Below are 16,301 nucleotides of genomic sequence, written 5' to 3' on the forward strand. Positions count from 1 at the left end.
CGCCGGTTCGGTGAATCGAAGTCGGATACCGGTTCGGCGCAGGGACGTGGTCCCCGCCGTGACCGGGATTCATCCACCGGGCGCTCCGATCGGCGCGAGGGCGGTAAAGCCTTCGGCGCGAACGGTTCCGGCGCGCGTGGTGGTGCGGGCGGCCGCGGGTCGCGCGATACCGGTACCGGCGGCTGGTCCGCGACTGAGCGCGGCGGTTCGGGCAAGCCCGATCGCGCCGGAGCCCGCGGCGACCGCGATCGTGGCGCGCGCGAATCGTATGGGGCGCAGCCGGATCGGCGGCGCGGCAATGAATCTGCTGCCGGCCGCCGCGACAGCTCGCGTGGCGGGGCCGGGAACGGTGGCCGGGCGGGGGCGCGGAACGAGCATGGGGTGGATCCGGTGCGGTTGGTGGCGCGGGATGTGCTGCGGGCCGTGCGGGAGCGGGATGCCTATGCGAATCTCGTGCTGCCGGGGTTGTTGCGGGAGCGGCGGATCAGTGGGCGGGATGCTGCCTTGGCCACCGAGCTCACTTATGGGGCCTGCCGGTCGCAGGGGCTGCTGGATGCGGTGATCGCGGATTGCGCGGGGCGGAGTGTCGAGGAGATCGACGGGCCGTTGCTGGATGCGCTGCGGCTGGGGACCTATCAGTTGTTGCGGACTCGGATCGGGGCGCATGCGGCGGTCGATACGTCGGTGGCGCTGGCGCGGTCCGAATTCGGGCAGGGGCGGGCCGGATTCGTGAACGCCGTGCTGCGGCGGGTGGCCGAGCGGACGCCCGAGGAGTGGGTGGAGCGGCTCGCGCCGCAGGATCCGCTGGGGCACTTGGCCTTCGAGTACGCGCACCCGGTGTGGATCGCGCAGGCGTTCGCGGATGCGCTCGGCGCGGAGGCCGGTGAACTGCGCGAGGTGCTGGAGGCCGATGACGCCCGGCCCGCGGTGCATCTCGTGGCGCGGCCCGGTGACATCACCGCCGAGGAGCTCGCGCTCGTCACCGGCGGTGAGGAAGGCCGCTGGTCGCCGTACGCGGTGTACCTCGACGGCGGCGACCCCGGCAAGCTGGAACCCGTCCGCGAGGGCATGGCCGCCGTTCAGGACGAAGGCAGCCAGCTGGTCGCCCTCGCGGTGACGAAGGCCCCGCTCGAAGGCCCCGACGGCGGCCGCTGGCTCGACCTGTGCGCCGGCCCCGGCGGCAAAACCGCCCTGCTGGGCGCGATCGCCGAAATCGACGGCTTCCGAGTCGACGCCGTCGAACCCGCCGAGCACCGAGCCGAACTGGTCCGCAAGGCCACCCGCGACATGCCGGTCGACATCCACGTCACCGACGGCCGCGACACCGGCCTGACCCCCGGCTTCGACCGCATCCTGGTCGACGCCCCCTGCACCGGCCTAGGCGCCCTGCGCCGCCGCCCGGAGGCCCGCTGGCGCCGCCAGCCTTCCGACGTCCGTGAGCTGGTCACCTTGCAGCGTGAATTGCTCGCTGCCGCATGGGATCTGGTCCGCCCGGGCGGTGTGGTCGTCTACTCGACCTGCTCCCCGCACCTACCGGAGACCGTCTCGGTGGTGGCCGACATGGTCCGCCGCACGGGCGCGGAGCAACTCGACACCCGCGAATTGCTCCCCGGCGTACCGGATCTCGGTGCCGGCCCCGGCGCTCAGCTCTGGCCCCACCGCCACGGCACCGACGCCATGTTCCTGGCCGCCCTGCGTAAACCAGTGCAGCCGAACTGATCTAGACGGGCCGATAACGAAGGTTCACAGCGGCAATCGGGTCGGCCTCCCCGACCCGATTCAGCCGCACCGACTCCCATTGATCACGACTCACCCTCTCGTGGTCGTTTCGGACGGTACGCGGTGAGGAAGGCGGCGGTGCCGCTATCGGCGATCTCGTCCAGCTCCGCAGCGGTCTGGAGGGGCGTGCCGGGGGCGAACAGCGCGGCGTCGAGTACCGCGCCGAGGACCAGGTACGAGTAGTGCTCGGCGGCTCGGCGGGGGTCGGGGACGTGTAGTTCGCCGCGGGCGTGCAACGCGGCGAAGGCCGTGGTGAGTGCGTCGATGACGCGCCCGGGTGCGCGTCGGTAGTACTCGGCGGCCAGGTCCGGGAATCGGGCGGCTTCGAGAATGATGAGCCGGCGGAGCTGCAGGACGCGGGGTTGGGCCACGGCGGCCAGTTGGCGGCGGGCGACTGTGCGGAGAGCGGCCGGGACGTCGTCGGCGTGGGCGAGGCCGGTGACCAGCTGTTCGGTGAATTCGGCGGCGGTCGGGGTGGCGCCGAGCACGATCTCGGTGAACAAGCGCTGTTTGTCGCCGAAGTTGTTGTAGACACTGCGTTTGGAAACCCTTGCGGCGGCGGCGATCTCGTCGATGCTGGTGCCCTGGTAGCCCTGTTGCAGGAACAGTGTCGTCGCGACGGTGGCGATCGCGGTCCTGGTCCGGACGACGCGGGGGTCGGGGCCGCGGCTCGCGGCTGTGCCCGGCGCTGCCATCGGAATCCGCACCACCAGCACGTCATCGGGGGTGTCGGGATCCGTCTCCGTCATCGGGCCTCCTGCCTTGTCCACGAACTATTGCACCCTATCGTGTCGATGGGTACTGTACGGTGCACTATCTCTGGTACTGATGAGTGCAGAAAGTAGAGAGTCATGAGTGTTCCGGCTCCGCTGAAGTTCCATGCCACCGTCGAGGCCACGGGCAAGACCACCACCGGAATCGAGGTCCCCGCGGACCTCCTCGCCGCGCTGGGCGCGGGCGGTCGCCCGCCGGTCACGGCGCGGATCAACGACTACACCTATCGCACGACCATCGGCGTGATGGCCGGTCGCCACCTGCTCAGTGTCAGCGCCGACGTGCGCGCGGCGGCCGGCGTCGGCGCGGGCGATCGAGTGGACGTCGAGCTCGCCCTCGACACCGTCGCACGCATTGTCGAGTTGCCCGCCGATCTCGCTGCGGCCCTGGACGATTCGCAGCGACGCGTTTTCGAGGGACTCTCCAACAGCCGGAAACAGCGCCTGGTGAACCCGATCGAGCAGGCGAAGACTCCCGAGACCCGGCAGCGCCGGATCGACAAGGCCGCGGCCGAGCTCGCCGCGTCGTAACCGCCGTCAGGCGTCGGGCACGTTGCGGGCGAGTTCGTCGAGCCAGGCGGTGGCGACGGCATCGCTGGGGGCGCGCCAGTCGCCGCGGGGGGAGAGGGAGCCGCCGGAGCCGACCTTGGGGGCGTTGGGGAGGGTGGAGCGTTTGAATTGGCTGGTCTGGATGAAGCGGCGGAGGAATTCGGCGAGCCAGTGCTTGATGGTGGGGAGATCGTATTCGTGGCGTTGGTCGGCGGGGACCAGGTCGGGCCAGCGGCCTCGGGTGTTGTCGGACCAGGCGTGGCGGGCCAGGTAGGCGATGCGGCTGGGGCGGTCGCCGTAGCGGAGCAGGTGGTAGAGGTGGAAGTCCTGGAGTTCGTAGGGACCCACGGTGGCCTCGGAGCTCTGGGCGGGGGCGTCACCATCGCCGGGGATGAGTTCGGGGGAGATCTCCGTGGTCAGAACGGATTTCAGGACTTCGCCCGCTTCGGGGCCGAGACCCTCGGTGTCGATGGTCCAGGCGACGAGGTACTTGATGAGGGTCTTGGGGACCGAGGCGTTCACGCTGTAGTGGGCCATATGGTCGCCGACGCCGAAAGTGCACCAGCCGAGGGCCAGTTCGCTGAGGTCGCCGGTGCCGATCACCAGGGCGTGGTGCATATTGGCGAGGCGGAACAGGTGGGAGGTGCGTTCGCCGGCCTGCACGTTCTCGTAGGTGACGTCGTATTGCGGAACACCTTCGGCGGCAGGGTGATTCAGGTCGCGCAGCATTTGCATGGCGGATGGGCGGATGTCGATCTCGTGTGCGGTCGCGCCGACCGCGTGCATGAGGCGGCGGGCGTCCTCGAGGGTGCGGCTGCTGGTGCCGAAGCCGGGCATGGTGTAGGCCAGCACATTCGAGCGCGGCAGGCCGAGCCGGTCCATGGTCTTGGCGGCCACGATGAGCGCGACCGTGGAGTCCAGGCCGCCGGACACGCCGATCACAACGTGCTGGGAACCGGTCGCCGCGAGTCGCGTGCTCAGACCTTCGACCTGGATGCGGTGTACCTCGGCGCAGCGCTCGTTGCGGACGGCCGGGTCTGCGGGAACATAAGGGAAGCGCGGGATTTCGCGTTCGAGAGTCACGGTCTGCGTCGGGACAGGTAGTCGTGTCTCGATGCGCCGGAAGCGGGCGAGCCGCTCGCGGTGATCGTGCACATTGTCGGCGAAGCTGGTCATCCGCAGACGGTCGGCGGCCAGCCGCTGCAGGTCCAGGTCGGCGGTCACCAGATGCGGATGGTCGGCGAAGCGTTCGCCCTCGGCCAGCACATTGCCGTTCTCGCAGACGAGCGCCTGCCCGTCCCAGGCCATATCGGTGGTCGATTCACCGTGCCCGGCAGCGGAATACAGATAGGCGGCCATATACCGCGCCGAGTGTGAGGCGCACAGTTCGCGCCGGTAGTCCGCCTTACCGATGACGACATTGCTGGCGGACAGGTTGACCAGCACGGTCGCCCCGGCCAGGGCGGCGAAACCACTGGGCGGCAACGGCACCCAGCCGTCCTCGCAGATCTCCAGGTGGAAGACGAATCCGGGCACATCGGCGGCGGTGAACAGCAGGTCGTCGCCGAACGGAACCCGTTGTCCCGCAATGTCGATGTGGTTGTCCAGGGCTTCTCGCGCGGCCGCGTACTGCCGCTTCTCGTAGAACTCGCGATAGTTGGGCAGGTAGCTTTTGGGTACCGCGCCCAGCACCGTGCCCTGTTGAATCACGATGCCGCAGTTGAACAGTCGTCCCTGCGCCCGCACCGGCGCGCCGACGACCAGGACGGTGTCGATGGCCGCGCTCTCGGCCACGATCTGTTCGAGCGCCAGCCCGACCGCATCGTCGAGGGCGTCCTGGTGGAAGAGGTCGTCGGCGGTGTAACTGGACAACCCGAGTTCGGGGAACACGGTCAGTACGGCATGCTCGGCCGCGGCCCGCCGGGCCAATACCAGAGTCTGCTCGGCATTGAAGGCGGGATCGGCCACTCGCACCGGCGGCACGGCCACGGCGACCCTGGCGAATCCGTGCCGATACAGCGAATCGAACGGTAGAGCGTGTTCGCGCGGCGGTTGCTGTGTCAACACCGACCCCTTTGCGTCCCGGGAGAGTCGATCATGGTTGATCGCAATCTAACCGAATCGCCGCGGGCCGCCGCACCGGCCATGCCGGTTTCACTCGCGGGCGGACTGCTCCCGCAGGCGGGCAAGGGTTTTCGACAGGATGCGGGAGACGTGCATCTGCGAGATGCCCATCTGCTGCGCGATCTGCGTCTGCGTCATGGATTCGAAGAACCGCATGGTCAGAATCCGCCGCTCCCGTTCGGGCAGCCCGGCCAGCAGCGGCCGGATGGCCACGTACTCCTCGACCCGGTCGAACTGGGATTCCTCTTCGCCGAGGGTGTCCAGCAGCGAGGCCTCGGTATCGCGGCCCACCGAGACGGCGTCGATGGAACTGGGCTGATACGCATTGCCGGCGATGACCGCCTGGGTCACCTCGTCCGGATCGATATCGAGTTCGGCCGCGATCTCCTTGGCCGTGGGGGAGCGGCCCAGCTGCTGCGACAGGGCGTCGATGGCCCCGCCGATGCGCAGGTGGGTTTCCTTGACGCGCCGCGGAACTCGCATGGCCCAGGTGTTGTCGCGGAAATAGCGCCGGACCTCGCCCATGATGGTCGGCACCGCGAACGACAGGAAGTTGGAGCCGCGGGAGATATCGAAGCGGTCCACCGCGTGCACCAGGCCGACCCGCGCCACCTGGGTGAGGTCGTCGAACGGTTCCCCGCGCCCGCTGAACTTGCGGGCGATGTGGTCGGCCAGCGGAATACAGCGGCTGATCAGTTCGGCGCGAATGGCGGTGCGGCGCGCGGACTCCGGTGCGGCATTGGACAGCTGCACGAAGAGCGCGTTGACATCGTCGTAGCCGGAGACGCTGCGGGCGACCTCCTCGGCCTCTTCCTCGTCGATGGCCTCGTCGGCGGCGTCCTCGCCGTTCTCCTCGGCCTCGCCATTGTTCTCGGCGCCGGGTTCGCCATTGCCGTTGTCGGCATTGCCGTTCTCGCCGGTGGTGTTCTCGGGCACGCCGATCTCACCGGCTCCGGTGGCTCCGGTGGCGGTTTCCTGGTGTGGTTCGGGCTCGGATGCGTCGGTGGATGCGAACACGATGTCTCCGTCGGCCACTAGCCCTTCCCCCGGACCCGCCGGAACTCCACCGTGGTCGGGTAGCCGGAAATGGCCGGATCGAAGTCGCCCTGTGCGGCTTTCACCTCATCGGAGAGGGTCCGCAGTACATGCCAGCCGAAGCTGCGCTGATCCGGTAGCCCTTCGGTGGCGGCGATGCCGCTCACCTGTACCAGCAAATCGGTCTCGCCGACGGTGAAGCGGCACTGCAGGGTGGTGCCGGGCGCTGCGACTGCGATGAGGGTGGAGGCGGCCTCGTCGACGGCGAGCCGGATGTCGGCGACTTCGTCGAGGGTGAAATCGCTGAGCAGCACCAGAGTTTCGGCGAGTCCACGCACGATGGGCAGCTGGGAGACGGATGCCGCGACTCCGATCTCGACCGGGGTGGCGCGCAACCCTTGTTCCGCCGAAATGTTGATCACCTTGTAGAGGCTACCCATTCCGGCGCTCGGCAATCAGGCCAATGGGGGTGTTCGGCGGGTCCGATGTCGTTCTGCTACCGACGGGATGTCGTTCCGCTACTGCCGCTCGGGCGTGGCGCGCTGCCCGATACACTGCCGCCTGTGTGCACCTCTTCCTCCCCGTTCTCCCGGCCCGCGCCGATGATCGCACCGTCCATCCTGTCCGCCGATTTCTCGCGGCTCGCCGCGGAACTGCAGGCGATCGAAGGCTCGGATTGGGTGCACGTGGATGTGATGGACAACCACTTCGTCCCCAATCTGACGCTGGGTCTGCCGGTGGTGCAGAGTCTGTTGCGGGCCACCGATATTCCGATGGACTGCCATCTGATGATCGACGACCCGGGCCGCTGGGCGCCGGGCTACGCGGAGGCGGGCGCGTACAACGTGACGTTCCACGCCGAGGCCGCCGATGATCCGATCGCGGTCGCGCGCGATATCCGCGCGGCGGGCGCGAAGGCGGGGCTGTCGGTGAAGCCGGGCACGCCGATCGAGCCGTACCTGGAGATCCTGCGCGAGTTCGACACCTTGCTGGTGATGAGCGTCGAACCCGGTTTCGGCGGGCAGTCTTTCATCCCGGACGTGCTGGACAAGGCGCGTACGGTGCGCCGTCTGGTCGACGCGGGTGAGCTGCGCCTGGTGGTGGAGATCGACGGCGGCATCAATATGGACACCATCGAGCAGGCCGCCGAGGCGGGCGTGGACTGCTTCGTCGCCGGTTCGGCCGTCTACGGCACCGCCGATCCGGCCGCGACGGTGGAAGTGCTGCGGCAGAAGGCGATCGCCATCGAGGCCGCCGCGAACGCCGAATAGTCCACGGCGGCTTGGCAACCCGGTAGCGACGGAGGTCCCGGGGCCCGCGGGCCCCGCGGGTCCGCCGCTACCGGACCAGGAGCGCCTCGATGACCGATTCGAGCGGTGGTACCGCGGACACGGTCTCGGGCGGCTGTACCCAGGTGCGGTATCCGGTGCGTTCGTCGTCGGCGGAGGGCAGCACCACTTGTGCGCCCGCGCAGGCGACGGTCGCGTAGAGCCGGAAGAGCCGGGCCGTGATCGAGGTGTTGAGGGTCTCCGGCCGCGCGGGGCCGGTGATGAAGGTCCAGCGCCGGGCCCGGGGATGGTGTACGACCGGACCGGCCAGTTCGGCTTGCTCCAGTCGTTGCTGGACACGTTCGCCCAGCTCGGCGGGCATGGTGATGGCGCCGTAACGGTTGCCTATGTCGAGCAGGATGTGTCGTGACGTCGGGTCTATCGATGCCGGCAGATGAAATTCACGCCGATACTGCACGCAGCGAACTTCGAGTGTCGAATCGAGAAGCGTGGTCACGCCGCACCCCCATCTGTGCCGATTGTCTTGTCTGCCACCTGTATCCGACCCGCGAGGGTCCAACCTTCCTTCGGTTCGAATGCTTCGATGATCGCCCAGGGGCCTGAACGGCCGTGGACGCCGAGACGGTTCTGCGTTGAACTGCTGGCGGAGAAGTTGAACTGTGGGAATCAGCTGCATAACAATCTTGCGACCATTTTCGCCCCCGCGCAAGATTTTGGTGTAAGCGACTCGCGGAGTGGGTAGCGTCGCGATCTTTGTTTACACCTCGGCAATTTGAAAACACGGTAAATCTCGACATTTCAATTGGTAATCCCGTGTAATTCCGGACATTTCCATGCGACTCGTCGGCTTCGTCCGACTCGTCCCGCCCACCGGTATCGAACGCTCCAGTGAACGAGGCCGCATGTCGCCTACGACCCGGCGTCGTTAGGCTGGTGGTGACAGCCGCCGCGCGGGGGAATACCCCCGGCACCCGCGACTGTTGGCCGGAGCGACGGGCCCGCATCGGGGGCCGAGGCGACAGGAGAGGTAAACAGATGTTCACAGGCATCGTCGAGGAGCTGGGCGAGATCGTCGCCACCGAACAGCTGGACGATTCGGCGCGACTCACCATTCGCGGCCCCCTGGTCACCTCCGATGCCGGGCACGGGGATTCCATCGCCGTCAACGGCGTCTGTCTCACCGTCGTCGATCAGCAGGTGCAGGGTGACACCTTCACCGTCGACGTCATGGCCGAGACCCTGCACCGCTCCAGCATCGGCGGCCTGGCCGCCGGCTCCCGGGTGAACCTGGAACGCGCCGCGGCCGTCAACAGCCGCCTGGGCGGTCACATCGTGCAGGGCCACGTGGACGGCACCGGATCCATCGTCTCCCGTACCCCCTACGAGAATTGGGAAGTCGTCCGAATCTCGTTGCCCGACAGCATTGCCCGCTATGTCGTCGAGAAGGGCTCCATCACCGTCGACGGCATCTCGCTGACCGTTTCCGGTATCGGCATCGCCGACGAGGCCGCCGCGGACGGCAGCAAGGACTGGTTCGAGGTCTCCCTCATCCCGACCACGCGTGAGCTCACCACCCTGGGCACCGCCCCGGCCGGCACCACCGTGAACCTGGAGGTGGACATCATCGCCAAGTACGTCGAGCGGCTGGTCCAGCGCGGCTGATCACCTGCAAGATTCGCGGACCGTCTCGGCCTGGACTGACGGAGCGGGGGAGCGCAGCGGAGGAGCGGAGGAGGGAAGGCCGAGACTCCAGGGCCGCGAATCCGCGACGCCGGAGGCGGCGCAAATCAGACGCAGCTGCTGGCCTAGTGTTAGTGGGCAACTATCTCGAGATGGAGCACAACAGACGTGACCAGGTTCGACACCATCGAGCGCGCAGTCGCCGACATCGCCGCCGGTAAGGCCGTCGTCGTCGTCGACGACGAGAGCCGGGAGAACGAGGGCGACCTCATCTTCGCGGCGGAGAAAGCGACCCCTGAGCTCGTGGCCTTCATGATCCGCTACACCTCCGGTTACATCTGTGTGCCGCTCACCGGCGACGACTGCGACCGGCTCGGCCTGCCGCCCATGTACGCGGTCAACCAGGACAAGCACGGCACCGCCTACACCGTCTCCGTCGATGCCCGCGACGGCATCACCACGGGCATCTCCGGCGCCGACCGCGCCACCACCATGCGCGTGCTGGCCGATCCGAAGTCCGAGGCGCAGGATCTGACCCGCCCGGGTCACGTGGTTCCGTTGCGCGCCAAGGACGGTGGCGTACTGCGCCGCGCCGGCCACACCGAGGCCGCGGTCGATCTGGCCCGCATGGCCGGGCTCAGCCCCGCCGGCGTCATCTGCGAGATCGTGTCGCAGAAGAACGAGGGCGATATGGCGCGCACCGAGGAGTTGCGCGTCTTCGCCGACGAACACGATCTGGCGCTCATCTGCATCGCCGACATGATCGCCTGGCGCCGCAAGAACGAGAAGCATGTCGAGCGCATCGCCGAGGCGCGGATTCCGACCGCGCACGGCGATTTCCGCGCCTTCGGCTACCGCAGCTCCTACGACGACTCCGAGCACGTGGCCCTGGTCATGGGCGATCTGGCCGGCGCCGACGGCAAGGGCGAGGACGTGCTGGTGCGCGTGCACTCGGAATGCCTCACCGGCGATGTCTTCGGCTCGCTGCGCTGCGACTGCGGCCCGCAGCTGGATGCCGCCCTGCAGATGGTGGCGGCCGAGGGCCGTGGCGTGGTGCTGTACATGCGCGGGCACGAGGGCCGCGGCATCGGCCTCATGCACAAGCTGCAGGCCTACCAGATCCAGGACGAGAAGAAGCTCGACACCGTGGACGCCAATCTGGATCAGGGCCTGCCCGCCGATGCCCGCGATTACGGCACCGGCGCACAGATTCTGGTGGATCTCGGTATCACCTCGATGCGACTGCTCACCAACAATCCGGACAAGCGCGCCGGGCTGGAGGGCTACGGTCTGAGTATCACCGAGCGGGTGCAGATGCCGGTGCGCGCCAACAGCCACAACCTGCATTACTTGCGCACCAAGCGGGATCGCATGGGCCACGATCTGGTGGGCCTGGACGATCTCGACCTGGGCGAGACCGCGAACTGATTCCAGACCGCGAACTGACTACCGAGAGGGCGGAACAACGATGAGCGGTACGGGCGTACCGACTTTCGAGCTCGCCGATGCCAAGCACCTGAAGCTGGGCATCGTCGCGTCGCGCTGGCACACCACCATCTGTGACGCGCTGGTCGCGAACGCGGAGGAGACCGCGCGCAAGGCGGGCGTCGCGGACATCACGGTGGTCCGGGTGGCGGGCGCCATGGAGCTGCCGGTGGTGGCGCAGGCGCTGGCCCGCACCCATGACGCGGTGGTGGCGCTGGGCGTCGTGATCCGCGGTGGCACACCGCATTTCGAGTACGTCTGTGATTCGGTGACCGCGGGCCTGACCCGGGTGTCGCTGGACGAGAGCACCCCGGTCACCAATGGCGTGCTCACTGTGAACACCGAGGAGCAGGCCCTCGATCGCGCCGGACTGCCCGGTTCGGCGGAGAACAAGGGTGAGCAGGCCGCCGCGGCCGCGCTCGATGCCGCGCTGACCCTGCGCGAACTCAGCCAGACGGTGTAAGTCGTGCCTGTCGTCCGGATCTGGAAGCGCGGCGGCTCCGAGGAGCCGCCCCGCAAACCGGCGACGACCCAGGAAACGAAGCGGGCGGCGGATACCGCGAAAGCGCCTGCCGCACCGGACGAATCGGGCCGGCAGCCGGCCACACAGCAGCAGCCGGACGGCGAGTCCACCGGCGACGAGGAGAACGCGGAGCCCGAGGAACCCATGGTCGAGACGAAAACCGATGCCGCGCAGTGGGATCTCGAGGTGCGGCCGCTGCGATCCATCCGCAATGCCCGGATCACCGCGGTGGTGCTGGCGGCCATCTTCATCTTCGGCGGCATCGTGCTGCGGCACGGCTCGACCGGCGTGAACTTCCGCATCTCCGACCAGATCGGCCTCATCATCTTCGGCCTGCTGCTGGGCGGTTCGGCCCTGCTGTTCACCCGGCCGCGAGTGCGCGTCGGCCCGCGCGGGGTCGAGGTGCGCAATGTGGTGGGCGAATCCTTCTACGAGTGGAAGGACATCCGCGGGATCTCCTTCGCGGACAAGAAGTCCTGGCCCCGCCTGGAACTGGTGTACGACGAGTACGCGCCGGTGATGGCGATTCGCACCAATGACAAGGTGCGCGCCGTGGAAGCGATGAATCGCTTCCGCGAACTGGGCGCCGAGTACACCGGTGAAACCGCCGACTAGCCGCTAGCTGGGTGGGCCGCCGAGCACCACGCCTTCACGGCGGGGGTCGGCGCCGCCGGTCCAGTTGTCGCTGTTGGCTTCCCGGACGAGTGCGGACAGTCCGCTGGATTGCGGGAAGACCGAGACTTGATGGCCGAGTTGGCGTAGCTGCTGGACCAGGAGGTCGTGGTCGCCGTTGTCGGCGGCATTCACGGCGGGGTGTTCACCGCCGACATTCGTCACCGGGCTGTTGTCGGCGCCGAAGTCGATCATGGATACGGCCTGTTGCGGGTCGAGGCCCCAATCGAGCATGCCGACAAGGGTTTTCACCACGAACTGGATGATGACCGAGCCGCCGGGGGAGCCGGTGACGTATTGCAGTTGCCCGCGGGACCCGTCGGGGTTGCGTTCGAATACCAGGGTGGGCGCCATGGAACTGCGTGGTCGTTTGCCTGCCTCGATCCGGTTGGCGACGGGGAGTCCGTCCTTGTCGACGGGCTGGGCGGAGAAGTCGGTGAGCTGGTTGTTCAGGATGAATCCGTCGACGAGGTGGAACGATCCGAAGGCCGACTCCACCGTGGTGGTCATCGAGGCCGCGTTGCCGTATTTGTCGACGATGGAGATGTGGCTGGTGCCGTGTTCGGGCTGCTGCGGTCCGTTGCCGACCTGCACCGGGCCGAAGTCGCCGGGCTGGGCGTGGCCCATGCTGTGGTTGGGGTCGATGAGCGCGGCGCGCTGTTTCAGATAGTTCGGATCGAGCAGCGTCTGCGGTGAATTGCCCGGCAGCGGAACGAAATCCGAGTCCGCGACGTACTTGTCGCGATCGGCGTAGGCGAGCCGTTCGGCCTCGGAGATGAGGTGCACGGCCTGTGCGGTGGGCTTGCCGCCATTGCGGGCGGCGTCGCTGTCGCCGGTGATGTTGTCCGGTTTCATCGAGGCCAGATCGAAGTTGGACAGGATGCCCAGGGTCGATTCGACGGTGATGCCGCCCGAGGACGGGTTGGGCATGCCGCAGATATCGTGACTGCGGTAGGGCGAGCACACGACCGTGCGCTTCTTGGCCTGGTAGGCGGCCAGATCCGCGGTGGTGGTGAGACCGGCGGTGCGTCCGCTGCCGGTGGTGTTGATGGCATCGACGATGTCGGCGGCGATGGCGCCGGTATAGAAGGCGTTCGCGCCGTCGGTGGCGATGGCGGAGAAGACCTTGCCGATGGCCGGATTGGTCAGCGTGGTGCCCGCGGCCTTGGGGCTGCCGTCGGGCTCGAGGAAGTAGGCGCGCGCACCGGGGTCCTTGGCGAGATCGGTTGCCGAACTGGCGATCTGGCTCGCCATCCGCGGCCCGATCGCGAAGCCTTGATCGGCCATTTCGGTGGCCGGGGTGAACAGGTCCTTCCACGGTTGTTTGCCGTGGTCGTTGTGCGCGAGTTCGAGGAGTCGCAGCACACCCGGGGTGCCGATGGATCGCCCGCTGGCGCGTGCGTTGGGCTGGGGCACGGTCTGATCGGTGGCGCTGATGTAGCGCAGGTAATCGGGTGTGGCTGCCGCGGGCGCGGTTTCGCGGCCGTCGTAGGCGTCGACGGTCTTGGTGTTCGCGTCGTAATAGAGGAGGAACGCGCCGCCGCCGATGCCGGTGGCCTGCGGTTCGACCAGACCCAGCACCGTCTGCGCGACGATCAGCGCATCGGCGGCGGTGCCGCCGTCGCGCAGTACCTTGCAGGCGGCCTCGGTGGCGACCGGATTGGCGGTGGAGACCGCGAAACCCCCGGTACGCACGGGTTTCATGCTGGTGCGGTAGCCGGTGGCGATCTCGGGATGCTGGGACAGATTCGTCGACGAGGGACCCGCGGGCACACCGGAAGTGACCGGGACACCGTTGGGAGTCGCGGTGCAGGAAGCCTGTTCCTGTCCCTGGCTCGACGAGCAAGCGGTGACCAGTCCGAGCAGCAGCAGCCCGGCGGCGGCCGCGCCACCCCAGGTCTGCGGTTTCGTGCGCCTCATGATCGGACTGTATCGCCATGATCAGGTGTTCTTCGGTGTCATGCTCGAGCGTTTCCGAGGCTATTGCATAGAAGACGACCATAAGGTCGGTTGACATGGTGTTTCGCGAGCTCATCACCTGCGACGGAGCGGCGATGTGGCTCTCAGCAAATCGCAAGGTACTCTCGGGTCGCCTCACACTTGACGATTGCGGAGGGTTTACCGGCGAATGACCGAGATCCGGACTACTGCCACCAACCTGAACGCCGAGGACAGCGGGTATCACAAAGCCCTCAAGCCTCGGCAGTTGCAGATGATTGCCATTGGTGGCGCCATCGGCACCGGGCTTTTCCTCGGCGCGGGCGGACGCCTCGCCAGCGCGGGCCCGTCGCTGTTCCTGGTGTACCTGGTCTGCGGTGTTTTCGTATTCTTCATCCTGCGCTCGCTGGGCGAGCTGGTGCTGCACCGTCCCTCCTCCGGTTCGTTCGTGTCGTACGCGCGCGAATTCTTCGGTGAGAAGGCCGCTTTCGTGGCCGGCTGGATGTACTTCCTGAACTGGTCCATGACCGGCATCGTGGACACCACCGCCGTCGCCACCTACCTGCACTACTGGGGCCCGTTCCAGCCTGTGGCGCAATGGATCCTGGCGCTGGGCGCGCTGATCATCGTGCTCGGCATCAACCTCGCCTCGGTGAAGTGGTTCGGCGAGATGGAGTTCTGGGCGGCCATGATCAAGGTGCTCGCCCTGGTCACCTTCCTGGTGGTCGGCACCGTCTTCCTGGCGGGCCGCTTCGACGTGGAGGGCGCCACCACCGGTTTCGGCATGGTGAGTCATGCCGGCGGCTGGTTCCCGACCGGCGTGCTGCCGCTGGTGACCGTCACCTCCGGTGTCGTGTTCGCCTATGCCGCAGTCGAAATGGTGGGCATCGCGGCCGGCGAGACCGAGAACCCGGCCAAGATCATGCCGCGCGCCATCAACTCGGTCATCGTGCGGATCGCGGTCTTCTACTGCGGTTCGGTGATCCTGCTGGCGCTGCTGCTGCCCTACACCGCCTACAAGGCGGGAGAGAGCCCCTTCGTCACCTTCTTCGGCAAACTCGGTGTGGCGCACATGGGTTCGATCATGAACTTCGTGGTGCTGACCGCCGCGCTGTCGAGTCTCAATGCCGGTCTGTATTCCACCGGCCGCATTCTGCGGTCGATGGCCATGAACGGCAGTGCGCCGAAGTTCACGTCGCGGATGTCGAAAGCCGGTGTGCCCTATGGCGGCATCCTGCTCACCAGCTGCATCGCGCTGTTCGGCATCTGGCTGAACTACATCGTGCCGTCGCAGGCGTTCGAGATCGTGCTGAACGTGGCGTCGCTGGGCATTCTGGCCTCGTGGGCGACCATCGTGCTGTGCCAGTTGAAGTTGTGGTGGTGGTGGAAGCAGGGACGGATGGAACGCCCGGCGTTCCGGACCTGGGGCACGCCCTACACCGGCATCGCCACGCTGATCTTCCTGTTCGCCGTGCTGGTGTTGATGGCCTTCGATCACCCGGTGGGATCGTGGACGGTGGGCAGCCTCGTGATCATCGTCCCGGCCTTGATCATCGGCTGGATGTTCGCCAAGAAGCGGGTGCTGGCCATCGCCAAGATGCGCGAGGGCTACACCGGGGAATTCCCGGTGATTCCGCCGATCCCGATGGACGACAAGTAGTTTCCGGCTTCCGGCGGTAGACTGGAAAACCGCCGGGGGACCTGCGCTTACGACGGCCGCACGCGGAATTCGCGTGCGGCCGTTATGTGTTCGAGATCACTGTTTACCCGTGCGCACTATCGGCGTGGTCATAGTCATAACTTCCCCGCCGCGATTGTCCAGAATCCGAACGGTTGGTTAGCGTCAGGTGCTGCCGCGTTCGCAGGGGGCGCGCACGGGTTGGCTCGATGAGGAGTGCTGTGAGTTCGCAAACGGCTGTGGTCGACGAGGTGGAAATGCCGACGACAGACGCGGGAAACGGTGTTCCTGCCAGGAGTTTCGATAGATTCACCGGATTGGCCCGGAACCTGCGTCGTGATGGTTCCGAGATCGTGTTTCCGCGCCAGGTGCGCGAAACCCAGTACGCGGCCCTGGCCGCAACGGGATTGGCGGTACTGCACTTCCTGCTCGCGCTGATCGGCGGGGTGGACGGCGCGCTCGGCAGTCTCGGCCATTTCTTCGCCGCCTGGCTGACCGGCGGTGTCGCACTGCTTTTCGGCACCCGCTCGCGCTGGGTATGGATCGCCGCGCTGGGATTCGCCAGCCTGCAGGCATTCCTGTGCATCTTCACCCTGGTCTCGGCCGAAATGCCCACGGGCATGGGACCGTACACGGTGCTGGCCGGCGTGATGGCCTCCGGTGTGGTGCTCGCGCTGCTGCTGCGCCGCGACTGCTACCGCTGGTTCAGTCCCGCCTCCCCGAAGATTTAGCGGGCGGCTGAGAGCCGCTGACCCTCCTGCACCCGTGCCGGCGGT

15 protein-coding genes are annotated in these 16,301 nt (G+C 67.4%); 9 read left to right on the forward strand and 6 right to left on the reverse strand.

Annotation, left to right across the window (positions count from 1 at the left end; translation table 11 throughout):
* Positions 1 to 381: 381 nt before the first annotated feature.
* On the forward strand, positions 382 to 1,719 hold the full coding sequence (locus ACH438_RS05510) for an RsmB/NOP family class I SAM-dependent RNA methyltransferase (protein ID WP_397002298.1): 1,338 nt from the start codon (positions 382 to 384) through the stop codon (positions 1,717 to 1,719).
* Between the two features lie 83 nt (positions 1,720 to 1,802).
* On the opposite strand, the gene ACH438_RS05515 is transcribed toward ACH438_RS05510, so the two are convergent.
* On the reverse strand, positions 1,803 to 2,528 hold the full coding sequence (locus ACH438_RS05515; protein ID WP_397001543.1) for a TetR/AcrR family transcriptional regulator C-terminal domain-containing protein: 726 nt from the start codon (positions 2,526 to 2,528) through the stop codon (positions 1,803 to 1,805).
* A gap of 102 nt (positions 2,529 to 2,630) precedes the next feature.
* Between ACH438_RS05515 and ACH438_RS05520 the strand changes: the two genes are divergently transcribed.
* A complete protein-coding gene (locus tag ACH438_RS05520; protein ID WP_397001545.1) occupies positions 2,631 to 3,083 on the forward strand; it encodes a YdeI/OmpD-associated family protein in 453 nt (150 codons plus the stop codon).
* Positions 3,084 to 3,089: 6 nt separating this feature from the next.
* Here the strand turns inward: ACH438_RS05520 and ACH438_RS05525 are convergent, their stop codons facing one another.
* The 3 genes from ACH438_RS05525 to ACH438_RS05535 all read right to left on the reverse strand — a co-directional run bounded on the left by ACH438_RS05525 (position 3,090) and on the right by ACH438_RS05535 (position 6,682).
* Complete coding sequence (locus ACH438_RS05525; protein WP_397001547.1) at positions 3,090 to 5,165, reverse strand: NAD(+) synthase; 2,076 nt, start codon at positions 5,163 to 5,165, stop codon at positions 3,090 to 3,092.
* A gap of 90 nt (positions 5,166 to 5,255) precedes the next feature.
* Positions 5,256 to 6,047: an RNA polymerase sigma factor SigF gene (locus ACH438_RS05530; protein WP_397002300.1), complete on the reverse strand. Its 792-nt coding sequence runs from the start codon at positions 6,045 to 6,047 to the stop codon at positions 5,256 to 5,258.
* A 212-nt stretch (positions 6,048 to 6,259) separates the two neighbouring features.
* A complete protein-coding gene (locus ACH438_RS05535) occupies positions 6,260 to 6,682 on the reverse strand; it encodes an anti-sigma factor (protein ID WP_397001549.1) in 423 nt (140 codons plus the stop codon).
* A gap of 180 nt (positions 6,683 to 6,862) precedes the next feature.
* Between ACH438_RS05535 and rpe the strand changes: the two genes are divergently transcribed.
* On the forward strand, positions 6,863 to 7,531 hold the full coding sequence (rpe, locus tag ACH438_RS05540; RefSeq protein WP_397002302.1) for a ribulose-phosphate 3-epimerase: 669 nt from the start codon (positions 6,863 to 6,865) through the stop codon (positions 7,529 to 7,531).
* Between the two features lie 67 nt (positions 7,532 to 7,598).
* Here the strand turns inward: rpe and ACH438_RS05545 are convergent, their stop codons facing one another.
* Complete coding sequence (locus ACH438_RS05545; RefSeq protein ID WP_397001551.1) at positions 7,599 to 8,045, reverse strand: hypothetical protein; 447 nt, start codon at positions 8,043 to 8,045, stop codon at positions 7,599 to 7,601.
* 539 nt (positions 8,046 to 8,584) lie between these two features.
* Between ACH438_RS05545 and ACH438_RS05550 the strand changes: the two genes are divergently transcribed.
* The 4 genes from ACH438_RS05550 (at position 8,585) to ACH438_RS05565 (ending at position 11,852) form a co-directional block, all read left to right on the forward strand.
* Complete coding sequence (locus ACH438_RS05550) at positions 8,585 to 9,211, forward strand: riboflavin synthase (RefSeq protein ID WP_397001553.1); 627 nt, start codon at positions 8,585 to 8,587, stop codon at positions 9,209 to 9,211.
* Between the two features lie 186 nt (positions 9,212 to 9,397).
* Positions 9,398 to 10,657 (forward strand): bifunctional 3,4-dihydroxy-2-butanone-4-phosphate synthase/GTP cyclohydrolase II, encoded by a 1,260-nt coding sequence (locus ACH438_RS05555; protein ID WP_397001555.1) that lies wholly within the window; start codon positions 9,398 to 9,400, stop codon positions 10,655 to 10,657.
* A 40-nt stretch (positions 10,658 to 10,697) separates the two neighbouring features.
* Positions 10,698 to 11,177: a 6,7-dimethyl-8-ribityllumazine synthase gene (ribH, locus tag ACH438_RS05560; protein ID WP_397001557.1), complete on the forward strand. Its 480-nt coding sequence runs from the start codon at positions 10,698 to 10,700 to the stop codon at positions 11,175 to 11,177.
* A gap of 3 nt (positions 11,178 to 11,180) precedes the next feature.
* A complete protein-coding gene (locus ACH438_RS05565) occupies positions 11,181 to 11,852 on the forward strand; it encodes a PH domain-containing protein (protein WP_397001559.1) in 672 nt (223 codons plus the stop codon).
* 3 nt (positions 11,853 to 11,855) lie between these two features.
* Here ACH438_RS05565 and ACH438_RS05570 read toward each other — a convergent pair whose 3' ends face one another.
* Positions 11,856 to 13,829: a gamma-glutamyltransferase family protein gene (locus ACH438_RS05570; RefSeq protein WP_397001561.1), complete on the reverse strand. Its 1,974-nt coding sequence runs from the start codon at positions 13,827 to 13,829 to the stop codon at positions 11,856 to 11,858.
* Positions 13,830 to 14,037: 208 nt separating this feature from the next.
* Here ACH438_RS05570 and ACH438_RS05575 point away from each other — a divergent pair, with 208 nt between their 5' ends.
* Positions 14,038 to 15,507 (forward strand): amino acid permease, encoded by a 1,470-nt coding sequence (locus ACH438_RS05575; RefSeq protein WP_397001563.1) that lies wholly within the window; start codon positions 14,038 to 14,040, stop codon positions 15,505 to 15,507.
* 335 nt (positions 15,508 to 15,842) lie between these two features.
* The gene (locus tag ACH438_RS05580; RefSeq protein ID WP_397001565.1) at positions 15,843 to 16,256 is read left to right on the forward strand and encodes a hypothetical protein; all 414 of its coding nucleotides are present in this window, start codon (positions 15,843 to 15,845) and stop codon (positions 16,254 to 16,256) included.
* Positions 16,257 to 16,301 lie beyond the last annotated feature (45 nt).

The organism is Nocardia sp. NPDC020380 (assembly GCF_044386975.1).
GTDB lineage: Bacteria > Actinomycetota > Actinomycetes > Mycobacteriales > Mycobacteriaceae > Nocardia.

Excerpts from the sequence above, each read along its gene's own strand:
- rpe (WP_397002302.1), top strand. The coding sequence starts at position 6,863 with ATGATCGCACCGTCCATCCTGTCCGCCGATTTCTCGCGGCTCGCCGCG.
- ACH438_RS05570 (WP_397001561.1), bottom strand. The coding sequence starts at position 13,829 with ATGAGGCGCACGAAACCGCAGACCTGGGGTGGCGCGGCCGCCGCCGGG.
- ACH438_RS05515 (WP_397001543.1), bottom strand. The coding sequence starts at position 2,528 with ATGACGGAGACGGATCCCGACACCCCCGATGACGTGCTGGTGGTGCGG.
- ACH438_RS05575 (WP_397001563.1), top strand. The coding sequence starts at position 14,038 with ATGACCGAGATCCGGACTACTGCCACCAACCTGAACGCCGAGGACAGC.
- ACH438_RS05520 (WP_397001545.1), top strand. The coding sequence starts at position 2,631 with ATGAGTGTTCCGGCTCCGCTGAAGTTCCATGCCACCGTCGAGGCCACG.
- ribH (WP_397001557.1), top strand. The coding sequence starts at position 10,698 with ATGAGCGGTACGGGCGTACCGACTTTCGAGCTCGCCGATGCCAAGCAC.
- ACH438_RS05550 (WP_397001553.1), top strand. The coding sequence starts at position 8,585 with ATGTTCACAGGCATCGTCGAGGAGCTGGGCGAGATCGTCGCCACCGAA.